The sequence below is a fragment of the Mesorhizobium sp. M0029 genome (genome assembly GCF_040323735.1).
Lineage (GTDB): Bacteria > Pseudomonadota > Alphaproteobacteria > Rhizobiales > Rhizobiaceae > Mesorhizobium.
Genome location: NZ_JAMYVF010000004.1, coordinates 123076 through 134959, shown reverse-complemented (window position 1 = coordinate 134959; position 11884 = coordinate 123076). Strand labels below are relative to the sequence as shown.

The window sequence follows — 11884 nt, the reverse complement described above, 5'->3', positions numbered from 1 at the left end:
GAATGAAAACTCTTGCGATACTGCCGGCAGGATCGAAACCGGGAATCTGGACATGGCAGCGTTCGACCTTGCCAGGCTGATCACCGCCGCCGCGGACACGATCGCCGCTCACTCGGAAGAGTTGACCGCGCTCGACCAGGCTATCGGCGACGGTGACCATGGGCTGAACATGAAGCGCGGCTTCGAGGCTGTGCGCGCCGATGCCGGGGCGTTCGCTGCAAAGCCGCTGCCCGAGGCGCTGAAGGCGATCGGCACCAAGCTGGTGATGACGGTCGGCGGCGCGTCCGGGCCGCTGTTCGGCACATTGTTCCTGGCGCTCGGCAAGGAGATTTCAGGAGAGCCGGATCGCCCCAAGCTGACGGCTGCTTTCGGCAAGGCAATCGAGGCGGTGGCCGCCAGAGGCAAATCGCAGGTCGGCCAGAAGACGATGCTCGATGTGCTGTATCCGGTGCATGACGCGCTCGCGAATGGAAAGACAGGCTCGGAAATCGCTGATATTGCCGACGCGGCTGCCGAAGCGACCGTGCCGATGAAGGCAACACGCGGTCGCGCCTCATTCCTCGGCGACCGCTCAATCGGTCATATGGATGCCGGCGGACGCTCTGTGGCGCTGCTGGTGCGGACCGTCGCCGAAACCGTCGAGGGCCAAGCATGAGCAATGTCGGCATCGTCATCGTCTCGCACTCGCCGCTGGTTGCCGAAGGCACGGCCGACATGGTGCGGCAGATGGTGGGCGACGAAGTGCCGCTTGCATGGTGCGGCGGAAACGGCCATGGCGGGCTCGGCACCAGCGTCGAAGCGATCATGGGCGCCATCGACAAGGCGTGGTCGGAGGCGGGCGTCGCCATACTGGTCGATCTCGGCGGCGCCGAGACCAATTCGGAAATGGCAGTGGAAATGATCGGCGAGCCGCGGGCGCAGAAGATCGTCGTCTGCAACGCGCCGATCGTCGAAGGCGCGGTGATGGCTGCGACGGAGGCGTCCGGCGGGGCCTCGCTGAAGGAAGTGGTGGCGACGGCGCATGAATTGTCGCCGTCGTGAGCGAACGGGAATTTTGACCTGATGTCCGCATTTGCCGAGGCCACCGTCCTGATCACCCACGAGGTAGGTCTGCACGCGCGCCCTTCGGTGAAGTTCACCAAGCTTGCCAAGAGCTTTGCCGCCGAGGTGGAGATTGCGCTTGCCGCCAACGGCCCATGGTTCGACGCCAAGAGCATCGTCAAGGTGATGGCGGCCAGGGCGCCGAAAGGCACCATGCTGCACATCCGCGCCACAGGCGACAGCGCCGATGATGCCGTGAGAGCGCTGGCCGAGCTGGTGCGACGCGGTTTCGACGAGGATGCGGGCCATGCCCGAACCGCTTAGGCTGCAAGGCATTTCGGCCTCGGCCGGCTATGCCGAGGGGCCGTTGTTCAACCTCGACAACGGCACCGCGCACTACACGGGCAAGGCGAGCGCCGCGGACGAGAAGGCCGCATTGGAAGCAGCTATCGCCAGCGCGACGGACCGGCTCGCGACCCTGATCGAAACCGCCGATGACGAGGCCGCCGGCATTCTCGAATTCCAGCTCGCCATGCTTGGGGACGAGGCACTGACCGGCCCGGCTTTTGCCGCGATCGCGTCCGGCATGCCGGCTGACATGGCCTGGCGACAGGCGCTGGACGCCGAGATCTCCGGCTACGAAACGTCAGACCAGGACTATTTCCGGGCTCGCGCCGCCGATATCAGCGATATCCGCGACCGCGTGCTGCGCGCCCTTACCGAGGAGCAGGAGAGCGCTCCACCAGCGGGCGCCATTCTCTATGGCGAGGACATCGCGCCGACGCGCTTTCTCGAGACCGACTGGAGCACCGGCGGCGGCATCGCGCTGAGGGCCGGCAGCGCCGCCAGCCACGTCGCCATGCTGGCGCGCTCGCGCGGCGTGCCGATGGTGGTGGGGCTTGGCGCTTCGCCGGCTAATCCCGTCGGTCTGGCTCTGCTCGATGCGGAGCATGGCGGTATCGTGCTTTCGCCGACCACGACCGAGATCGAAGCGTTCCACCGGTCCTCGTCCTCGTTTGTGGCACATCGAGACAAGGCCGGAGTCTATCTCGCGAAACCGGCGGTAACCCGGGCCGGGACGACAGTGCGCGTGCAGGTCAACATCGCCGATCCGTCCGAGGTCGACGGCATCGACATTTCGACCTGCGACGGGGTCGGGCTGATGCGCACCGAATTCCTGTTCGGCAAGGCGCCGCCGGACGAGGAGACGCAATACCAGGCCTATCGCAAGGTGCTGGAATGGGCAGGCGACAAGCCGGTGACCATCCGTACCGTCGACGCCGGCGGCGACAAGCCGGTGCCGGGCTTCACCGTCGAGGAGAGCAACCCGTTCCTCGGGCTGCGTGGCATCAGGCTGTCGCTGGCAAGGCCGGAGGTGTTTCGCGTACAGATCCGGGCGCTGCTGCGCGCGGCGGTGCACGGCAATCTGAAGGTGATGTTTCCGATGATCGCCGTCGCGGAGGAATACCAACGCGCCGCCGCTCTGTTCGTGGCGGAGCAGGCCGGGCTTGCCGCGCGCGGCATCGCGCAAAAAATGCCGCCGCTCGGCATCATGGTCGAGGTGCCTTCGGTGGCGATCGCGCCGGAGGCGTTCGCCGATGTCGCCTTCTTCTCGATCGGTTCGAACGATCTGACCCAATATGTAATGGCGGCTGCCCGCGATAACGCAGCCGTGGCGCATCTTAATTCTGTCCGCCATCCCGCCGTGTTGCGGCTGATCGGCTCGGTTGCCGCTTTTGGCCTGCGCGCGAAAATCCCAGTCAGCCTGTGCGGCGATGCCGGCGGCGATCCGGCATCGATCCCGGCACTGCTCGAGGCCGGCCTGCGGGATCTCTCGGTGGCTCCCGCCCAACTCGCCATGGCCAAGGCGGCCATCTCGGATGCATCGGTCTAGGATGACTGAGATGGCCGACAAGACACCAGAAGCCGGCTCCGAAGAGGCGATCCGCGCCTACAAGACGATCCTGTCGCAGGTCATCGACCAGCGACCGTCGGGTATGCGACAACGCCTTGCCGACGCGCTTGGCAAGCACCGCAGCTTCGTCACCCAGATTTCCAGCGCGGCCTATTCGACCCCGATCCCGTCAAAACATCTGCCGGCTATTTTTTCGGTCTGCCATTTCAGTCCGGCCGAGCGCGATCAGTTTCTGGCTGCCTATCATCTGGCGCATCCCGGCAAGATGTCGGTTGCGGCAGGCATGCGCAAGACCCGGCATGTCTCGCTGATCGTGCCCGATTTCGGCGACGACAAGCAGAATGCAGCGCTCGACAAGGCGATCAACGAATTCATCCAGAAGATCACCAGCATCACCGGCAGGAGTGGCGGCTGATCGACGTGTCGGGAGGACACATGAAGAAATTCATCAATTCCGTCGACACGGTGCTGACCGAAAGCCTCGACGGCTTCGTGTCCGCCCACGGCGACATTCTGGTGCTGGGCGACGAGCACAAATTCATCCGCCGCAGGGCACTGAAGCCGGGGAAGGTGGCGCTGATCTCGGGCGGCGGTTCCGGCCACGAGCCGTTGCATGCCGGCTTTGTCGGTCACGGCATGCTGGACGCCGCCTGCCCCGGCCAGGTCTTCACCTCGCCAACGCCGGACCAGATACTGGCGGCGGCCGCCGCCGTCGATACCGGCGCCGGCTGCCTGTTCATCGTCAAGAACTATGAAGGCGACGTGATGAATTTCGACATGGCCGGCGAAATGGCCGACGGCGTCCTGCAGGTGGTGATAAATGATGACGTCGCCGTCGAGAATTCGTCCTTTACGACCGGCCGGCGCGGCGTCGCCGGCACGCTGGTGGTGGAGAAGATCGTCGGCGCCGCCGCCGAGCAAGGCATGGCGCTGGCGGATCTCAAGGCGCTCGGCGGTCGCATCAACAGCGCGACGCGTTCGATGGGCGTGGCGCTGACCAGTTGCACGGTGCCGGCGGCCGGCAGGCCGACCTTCGAGATTGGTGATGGCGAGATGGAATTCGGCGTCGGCATTCATGGCGAGCCCGGCCGGCGTCGCGACACGTTGAAAAGCGCCGATGCGATCGCCGAAGAGATTTGCGCCGCGATCCTGGGCGATCTCGGCGACAGGGCGAAAGGCCCGGCACTGTTGTTCATCAACGGCTTTGGCGGCACGCCGCTGATGGAGCTCTATCTGATGTACAACAGCGCCCGAAACATCTTCGAAAAACAGGGCGTGACGGTGACCCGCTCGCTGGTCGGGTCCTACGTGACATCGCTCGACATGGCCGGCTGCTCGATCACGCTGACCATGCTGGATGACGAGGCAACGTCAATGTGGGACGCGCCGGTGCAAACAGCCGCGCTGCGCTGGGGACTGTAACGGAGGGGCCTTGCCCATATCCCGAACAGGCGGCTTATGAACTTGCCTTAGCCTGCGGGACCGGACGGACCGTTACCCGCAGTCACGCCGACAGATTGCCCGCCTGCAGCGCGGCTTGCCTTGCGGCCGACCGCTCCGGCTTCATCCAAACCGAAGCCGTAGAAGTCTTATCGCGGTATCGGCAGCGACGGCCCGGCCACCACGCTGGACAACTTTCCTGCCTTGCGCAGCACGGGCGCTTCATACTTTTTCTTGGCCATTCCAAACACCCTTTTCAGTCCAGTGCAAAAGAATGGACCGAAACCGTGGAAAGTCAATTCATGAGCTGGTTCTGCCACCACACGCTGGCTTCATGCATGCTTTTCTGCAACATACGCTCCTCTGAGTTGGTTGTTTGACGCAATTCCGGACGGGAATTGCTGATGTGGGCGAACGCAATCCGGGTTTGATGCTGCCATCTCTTGCGCCTGCCGATGAAAAACTGCTGCTGACCTTCGCCGACCCGGAGGCGACGGTTGCCATTGGCCGTGACGTTGCTGCCGAAAGCTTGCTGGCACTGCTCGCCAATGCCGAGTTCCACGGCGTGCTGCCGATCATGCTGCGCAAGCTCAGCGAGATCGGCGACGCCCAACTGCCTGCGGACGCAGCCTTGCGGCAAAAGCTGTCGGAACTGCGTGATCGCTCGACGCTGGCGACCGGCCAATCGATGCTGCTGCAATATCATGGCGACCGCATCATGAAGGCATTGGCGGCGAAAAATGTTCCGGCCCGCATCGTCAAGGGTCCGGTCTTCGCACGCAAACTTTACCGCCACGCCGCTGACCGGCCGTTCACCGACATCGACATTCTGGTCGAGCCGGCCAGCATCATTGAAGCCAACACGGTGATTGCCGGATGCGGCTTCGAGCTCTGGAGCGGCGAGGCGCAGTCGCAGGATCTGCAGGAGTTCAAGTGGCTGGAGAAGGAGAATACCAGCCTGCTGATCGAACTGCACGGCAACCTGGTGCATGATTCCGGCATGCGGCGGCGGCTGTCGCTGGGCTTTCGCGAATTGCAGATCATCGACGGCAGCGAGGCCGACACGCCGGCCGCGCTGCTGACCATCGCCATTGTCCACGCCGCCGGCGGGCACAAGTTCCACCGGCTGCAGCTTTGCGTCGATGTGCTGCAGGGCGTGCGCGCGCTGCGGTCGCCCGCGGATGAAGACCGGCTTTTCGAGGCGGCGCGCATCAGCGGCATCGAGCTCGAACTGGCGACGGTTCTCGATGTGACGGGGCGGCTGTTTGATGCACCGCGCGCGATCGAACTGGCCGACCGCATCAAGCCCGACCTCTCGATATTTTTGGCCAAATGGCTGATCACCGGCGATACGCTGCTCGGCGTCAATTCCAGGGACAAGATGCATTCGCGCCTGCGCCGCGACGCCTTCCGCTGGATCCAGCGCCTCGCCAGGCCAAAGCCGCATTCTGCCTGAAGTGTGCTTTAGTCCCGCGCCGCCAGCGCCGAGCGGATCAGCGGGGCCGCCTCGGCCGGGTTCGCGCCGACTTCCAGGGTAAATGTCGGGACGGCTTTGACCAGCGTTGCGATGGTTGCCATGCGGCGCTTCTGCGCCGGCAAAAGGCCGGTCATGCCGGTCCTGACATTGTCGGTGGCAAGCGCCACCATGGCGTCTGTCCTGGTCATGGGCACGAGCCGGGTTTGCGCGTCCGCCGAGCGGGCGAGATGAAACAGTGCCGCAACCGGTCTGCCGACAGTTTCCTCGATGCGGATGATCTCGGCGAGACGTTCCAGCGAGACGGCCTGCTCGCCATTGGCGTCCCATTTGTCGCCAAGGCAAGGCGCCACGAAGGGCAGCATTGCCGCGGTGTGGCGGTGGACCTTCACCTTGCGCGGCAAGCCCCAGGCCGTGATGCCGCCACCGGCCAAAACCTTGAGGATCATGGCGTCATCCGAGCACAGGCCGAAACCTTGCGACGCCAGCGCCAGCGACGTCGTCGACTTGCCGGTGCCGCTCGGCGCATGGATCAGCACGAGCGCCTCGCGGCCGGGCAATGTCAGGCCGGCGGTGTGCAGCATGTGCTGGTCGCCGGCATCAAGTGCTGCATCCAGCACCATCATCAGCACCGTCCATTTGACCTTGGCATCGGGATGGACTCGTATCTCGGCCCAGCCTCCATCGGCATTGATCGAGACGGTCTGCAGGCCGGGAAAGACCAGATGAACGGTGCCGCCACCGTCGATCAGCCGGCAATGGCCGTCCTCCGGCACCTCGCCGTCGAAAGCGAGTTTTCCGGCAGGCGATTCCGGTAACTCCCGCGTCTCGACGATGTCGACGCGGAAATCGGGCTCGACCGGCCCGCTCACGCGCAACGTGCCGAGCAAGAGGTCGAAGCTCGGCCAGAGATCGGCCCGCGAGGCCGATATGCTGATGACCTGGCCCTGGAGATCATAGCAGAAGGTGGTCGCCGGACCGGTCAAGCAGCGTGCGCCTTTCCGGCATCGGCGTGATGGCGATAGATCTGCACCATGCCGGGGAGGCTGTCCGAGACCACCGGGCGGCCATCGAGACAGACCCAGCAATGGGCAGACATACGCGGCGCCTGCATCGACTTCGGATCGACGCCGAAGCGCAGATCCGGATCGAAGCCGGCAAAGCGCAGGAAGCGGTGGGCGAGCAGGCCCTCGCGCAGGCATCTGCGGTCGCGCATCAGCCAGGGGTGCCGGACGGTCCGGTTGACGGCAGCGACGATGTAGGCTGACGACAGGCCGCGATAAGGGGTGGGTGCGCTGAGCGGCGCCCATTTCAGCACCGATTCGAAGCTGCGGCGGCCGATCAGGGTCGGCATCAGCCGCGCGCTTGCCCATAAATGGACACGAAACAAAGCGCGCAGGAGAACGCCGTCCACCATCAGGGAGCCGGGTCGGCGAGAATGCCTTCGCTCACCAGTTCGGCGGCCAGCGCCGCCATGTCCTGGTCGAGCGTGCCCTTGTCGACCTCGAACTCGTCAGACAACAGGACGACGATCTGGTCAAGGCTGCGGGCGCCGTCCACCTTGTCGAGAAAGGCTTCGGTGGTGCCGTTGCAGGTGTAAAGCTGGCCGCTGCGCGCCAAGAGCACGACGGCGCCATCGCCGACATGCTGGACCGAGGCGTCGTCCGCCAGCCGCAGAACCATTTCAGAACCGATTTGGGCCATGGAGCCCCTCCACCATTTTCCTGGAGAGCAGATAGCGCGGCGATGCGGGTCTGTCCATTGCGCGGGCGAGAGGGAGAACAGGCCGGCCTGACCGTTCTGTGGCAATCCGGCAACGCCACCATCCTCACGACACAGGCGACCGAAGCCTAATGGAGACATCCAATTTCAGATTGTGGTAACTTCCACATCATTCAGAGCCTGAGAACAGGGAAGCACCCCAGAAATCGTCGGTGATTGCAGCTGGTAATCACCGCCGCAAACCGTCAAGCCGGCTATCTCGCAGGGTCAAGGTCTTGCTTTTCTTACCTAAAGTAAGCTATGCAGTCGCGGGGTTTTGGGAGAGCATTGGGTATGCGTTACAATTGGGAGCGGGCGCCGACCGCGTTCGAACGTCATCGAAAAGCATTGGCAGCCGCCATATTGATTGCGGGTGGCGTCGGGCTGATGCTGGCGGCCTTGCCGCTTTAAGAGCTGATATCCGACACGAACGCCCTGCTTTCTCCGGGCGCATGAGCTTTTTCTGCCTGCCACAAGGGGGGCCGCGGCTTAGCGTGCCTGGCCGGTTACGGCGATGAAGCGGCGGTCCCGTCCTTCGAAGCCCTGGCTGAAGCGCTGCACCAGCACGGCCAGTACCGCCGGCTTGTCGGGCGGGGCGTATTCGTAGGATTCCGACAGGCTGTAGGAGGTCGGGCAGTTGCGCGAGCCCGGCACGGCCTTGTCCTCGTGCAGCACCTTGAACGGCTTGCCGTCCTGCCCCTGCAGCGACAGGCGGAAGCCGCGCGCCTTGCCCGTCTTGTCCCCTTGAAGTGTCTTGTCGCCTTGAAGTGTCTTGTGCCCCTGAAGAGGCTGGTCGCCTTCCTTGGCGTCATCAAAGCTTGCCGAGCAATCCTCCTTGCTGTCGGCCAAAATCTGATCGAGCTGGATGGTCGAAATCTGTGTTTCGCCATAGAACGGCGACAGCCATTTCTGCGCGGCCTGCTCGAGGCGGGGGATGTCGTTGTACTCGACCGTGTCGTCCGGGAAGGTGAACCTGTCGGAGGCCGTGCGCGTGCCGCGCTCGGCGATGCCGTATTTGGCCAGGATTGGCGCGGCCTGCTTTGCGGCCTGCGCCCGTGCCTGCTCCACCGTCGTGGTCGCCTCTTCCGATTCATCGAGGACAAGGATCGGCTTGCCGCCGACGAACTCGTCTGTGCTTGTGTCGATGATGTCGATCTGCGACCAGCCGGAAACGGCAGCGTCGACCTCGCCATATTGCTCGAAGGCGAAATATTTGCCGTCGGGGGAAAAGCCGATGATGCGCCGCGCGGCGGCATCGCCGGCCTGGGCGGCGGAAACGATCGTCAACAGCAGCGCTGCTCCAACGGCAGATCCAACCCCGTATCGTACCGTCATTGCGCGCCCTGCCCCGATTTCAAACCCGGCCATGGTGCCTGCAATTTATGGCCAAGGCGAGATCGGCCAAGCCCCAAATTTCGGGAAAGACATGGCATTTGGGGAAAGACGTGGCCGGGAAAACCCGCATAGGCTATTGCAACATAGAGAGTTTTCCCGAGGAGGGATGAATGGCGTCACGCTACCACGAGGTCTATGACGGCTGGAAACGCGACCCGGAACAATTCTGGGCCGCTGCCGCCGAGGCGATCGACTGGTATTCGCCGTGGACCAGCGTCTTCGATGCCAAGGCGGGCGTTTACGGGCGCTGGTTCAACGGCGCCACCTGCAACACCTGCTTCAACGCTCTCGATCGCCATGTCGCAGGCGGCCGCGCCGACCAGATCGCACTTATCTACGACAGCGCGATCACCGGCACGGTCAAGAAATTCACCTATGCCGAATTGAAGCGCGAAGTGGTAGCGCTGACTTCGGTGCTCAAGAACCGCGGCATTCGCAAAGGCGACCGCGTCATCATCTACATGCCGATGGTGGCCGAAGCGACGATCGCGATGCTTGCCTGTGCCCGCATCGGCGCGGTGCATTCGGTGGTGTTCGGCGGCTTTGCCTCGCACGAGCTCGCCACCCGCATCGACGACGCTAAGCCGAAGCTGGTCATCTCCGCGTCCTGCGGCCTGGAGCCTGGACGTGTCGTGGCCTACAAGCCGCTGCTCGACAAGGCGATCGAAATGTCCCGCCACAAGCCGGACGCCTGCCTGATCCTGCAGCGCGACCAGCTGCGCTGCGATCTGAGGGAGCATTACGATATCGATTTTGCCGACGCCGTTGCCCGCGAGCGGGCGGCGGGCGCCAACGTCGATTGCGTTCCGGTACTGGCTACAGACCCGCTCTACATCATCTATACCTCCGGCACGACCGGCCAGCCGAAGGGCATCGTGCGCGACAATGGCGGCCACATGGTCGCGCTCAAATGGACGATGGAAAACGAGTTCGGCGTCAGACCGGGCGAAGTATTCTGGGCGGCCTCCGATGTCGGCTGGGTGGTCGGCCATTCCTACATCGTTTACGGACCGCTGCTGCATGGTGCGACAAGCGTGCTGTTCGAGGGCAAGCCGATCGGCACACCCGACGCCGGCACCTATTGGCGGGTGATCGCCGAACACGGCGTTGTCGCGCTGTTCACCGCGCCGACAGCCTTTCGCGCCATCAAGGGGCAGGACCCCAAGGGCGAATTCGTGCCGAAATACGATCTGTCGAAATTCCGCACTCTGTTCCTGGCCGGCGAACGCGCAGACCCGGAAACCATCAAATGGGCGGAGCAGAAACTCAACGTGCCGGTGGTCGATCATTGGTGGCAGACCGAGACCGGCTCGCCGATGACCATCAACCCGGCAGGCCTCGGCCTGCTGCCGGTGAAATACGGCTCGCCCGGCGTGCCGATGCCGGGCTACGACATTCGCGTGCTCGACGATGCCGGCCATGAAGTGCCGCGCGGCACGCTTGGCAATGTGGTGGTGAAACTGCCGCTGCCGGCCGGCTGCCTGCCGACGCTGTGGAATGCCGACGAGCGTTTCCGGCAGGCCTATCTCGAGGAGTTTCCCGGCTTCTACAAGACGGCCGATGCCGGCATGATCGACGAAGACGGCTACCTCTATGTCATGGCGCGCACAGACGACATCATCAATGTCGCCGGACACCGGCTGTCGACCGGGGCCATGGAGGAGGTGCTTTCAGCGCATTCCGATGTTGCCGAATGCGCCGTCATCGGCGTCGCTGACGCTATGAAGGGCCAGGTCCCGCTCGGCTTCGTCGTGCTCAATGCCGGTGTGTCGCGCGATACCGCTGCCATCGAACGCGAAGTGGTGGGGCTGGTGCGCGAACGGATCGGCCCGGTCGCCGCCTTCAAGACGGTGGTGACGATCAAGCGCCTGCCGAAGACGCGCTCCGGCAAGATCCTGCGCGGCACCATGCAGAAGATTGCCGACAAGGAAGAATGGACGATGCCGGCGACAATCGACGATCCCGCCATTCTTGACGAGATCACCGCGGCGCTCAAAGCCCGCGGCATCGGGGTCTGACGGCCCCAGTGGCGTTGTTTCAGCGGTCCAGACCTCCCCGGCCGGCGCCGCGCGAGCGCCTGGAAATGGATATGGACGACACCGTCGTCTACGCGATCGGCGACGTGCATGGCTGCTACAAGGAATTGCTGTCGCTGGAGCAGAAGATCCAGCTCGACGCGCTGCAATTTCGCGGCCGCAAGATTATCGTCATGCTCGGCGACTATATCGATCGCGGGCCGCAATCGTCGCGCGTGCTCGACCACCTCTTGGCGCTGCCGCCAACAGAGTTCCTGCGCGTCTGCCTGGCGGGAAACCACGAAGTGGCCATGCTGAACTATCTCGACGGCTATCTGTCGCGGGACCGCTGGCTGGCGGTCGGCGGCCTCGAGACGCTGTTTTCCTATGGGGTCGATCCGGCGCGGCTTGCCAGCCTCTATGCCTTGAGCGACGAGGTCGACCGGCGCGTGAAGGAAGTCATTCCGGCCAGCCATATCGACTTTCTGCGCAGCCTGCCGGTGCTGCTCTGTTCGGATAAATTCGTTTTCGTCCATGCCGGCATCAGGCCGGGTATCGACCTGGTCGCACAGGATGAGCAGGACCTGCTCAACATCCGCGACGAGTTCTTCAACGCCGCCTATCTGCTCGACCGCTTTGTGGTGCATGGGCACACGCCGGTCGATATCCCCAGGCTTGACGGGCGAAGGCTCGGCATCGACACCGGCGCCTTTCAAAGCGGCCGGCTGACAGCGCTCAGGATCGCCGGTAAATTCGGCAAGCTGATCTTTTCCTGACCTGCCGTGCTTCTTCGTTTGAGCGTGATCCTTTCCGAAAACCGGATCCGCTTTTCCGGATCACGCT

At 63.9% G+C, this 11884-nt stretch carries 13 protein-coding genes; 9 read left to right on the top strand and 4 right to left on the bottom strand.

The annotated features are described in order from the left end of the window. The first annotated feature begins 52 nt into the window (after window positions 1-52). From dhaL to NKJ76_RS08810, 7 genes are all read left to right on the top strand, one after another. Window positions 53-655 (top strand): dihydroxyacetone kinase subunit DhaL, encoded by a 603-nt coding sequence (gene dhaL, locus NKJ76_RS08840; RefSeq protein WP_023732533.1) that lies wholly within the window; start codon window positions 53-55, stop codon window positions 653-655. Continuing rightward, on the top strand, window positions 652-1041 hold the full coding sequence (dhaM, locus tag NKJ76_RS08835) for a dihydroxyacetone kinase phosphoryl donor subunit DhaM (RefSeq protein ID WP_023690004.1): 390 nt from the start codon (window positions 652-654) through the stop codon (window positions 1039-1041). Before dhaL ends, dhaM begins: the two co-directional genes overlap by 4 nt. 21 nt (window positions 1042-1062) lie before the next feature. Next, window positions 1063-1365, top strand: a complete 303-nt coding sequence (locus NKJ76_RS08830; protein ID WP_352537232.1) for an HPr family phosphocarrier protein — start codon at window positions 1063-1065, stop codon at window positions 1363-1365. Further along, entirely contained in the window at window positions 1349-2935 is a 1587-nt protein-coding gene (gene ptsP, locus NKJ76_RS08825) for a phosphoenolpyruvate--protein phosphotransferase (RefSeq protein WP_352537231.1), read from the top strand. Before NKJ76_RS08830 ends, ptsP begins: the two co-directional genes overlap by 17 nt. A 10-nt stretch (window positions 2936-2945) precedes the next feature. Continuing rightward, on the top strand, window positions 2946-3371 hold the full coding sequence (locus tag NKJ76_RS08820) for a hypothetical protein (RefSeq protein WP_023668784.1): 426 nt from the start codon (window positions 2946-2948) through the stop codon (window positions 3369-3371). Between the two features lie 20 nt (window positions 3372-3391). Beyond that, entirely contained in the window at window positions 3392-4378 is a 987-nt protein-coding gene (dhaK, locus tag NKJ76_RS08815; protein WP_352537230.1) for a dihydroxyacetone kinase subunit DhaK, read from the top strand. 448 nt (window positions 4379-4826) lie between these two features. Further along, on the top strand, window positions 4827-5852 hold the full coding sequence (locus NKJ76_RS08810) for a nucleotidyltransferase family protein (RefSeq protein ID WP_352537338.1): 1026 nt from the start codon (window positions 4827-4829) through the stop codon (window positions 5850-5852). A gap of 8 nt (window positions 5853-5860) precedes the next feature. On the opposite strand, the gene NKJ76_RS08805 is transcribed toward NKJ76_RS08810, so the two are convergent. The 4 genes from NKJ76_RS08805 to NKJ76_RS08790 all read right to left on the bottom strand — a co-directional run bounded on the left by NKJ76_RS08805 (window position 5861) and on the right by NKJ76_RS08790 (window position 8918). Continuing rightward, window positions 5861-6856: a phosphoenolpyruvate carboxykinase (ATP) gene (locus tag NKJ76_RS08805; RefSeq protein ID WP_023694189.1), complete on the bottom strand. Its 996-nt coding sequence runs from the start codon at window positions 6854-6856 to the stop codon at window positions 5861-5863. Further along, window positions 6853-7287 (bottom strand): lasso peptide biosynthesis B2 protein, encoded by a 435-nt coding sequence (locus tag NKJ76_RS08800; protein WP_023668789.1) that lies wholly within the window; start codon window positions 7285-7287, stop codon window positions 6853-6855. Before NKJ76_RS08800 ends, NKJ76_RS08805 begins: the two co-directional genes overlap by 4 nt. Beyond that, a complete protein-coding gene (locus tag NKJ76_RS08795; protein ID WP_023684213.1) occupies window positions 7287-7574 on the bottom strand; it encodes a PqqD family protein in 288 nt (95 codons plus the stop codon). Before NKJ76_RS08795 ends, NKJ76_RS08800 begins: the two co-directional genes overlap by 1 nt. A gap of 546 nt (window positions 7575-8120) precedes the next feature. Next, window positions 8121-8918 carry a DUF2259 domain-containing protein gene (locus NKJ76_RS08790; protein WP_352537229.1) on the bottom strand — a complete coding sequence of 266 codons (798 nt, stop codon included), beginning with the start codon at window positions 8916-8918 and terminating at the stop codon, window positions 8121-8123. Between the two features lie 218 nt (window positions 8919-9136). Between NKJ76_RS08790 and NKJ76_RS08785 the strand changes: the two genes are divergently transcribed. Together NKJ76_RS08785 and NKJ76_RS08780 are read left to right on the top strand one after the other, a co-directional pair. Continuing rightward, the gene (locus NKJ76_RS08785; protein ID WP_023684216.1) at window positions 9137-11044 is read left to right on the top strand and encodes a propionyl-CoA synthetase; all 1908 of its coding nucleotides are present in this window, start codon (window positions 9137-9139) and stop codon (window positions 11042-11044) included. A gap of 71 nt (window positions 11045-11115) precedes the next feature. Further along, complete coding sequence (locus NKJ76_RS08780) at window positions 11116-11817, top strand: metallophosphoesterase family protein (protein ID WP_245260382.1); 702 nt, start codon at window positions 11116-11118, stop codon at window positions 11815-11817. Window positions 11818-11884: the final 67 nt, after the last annotated feature.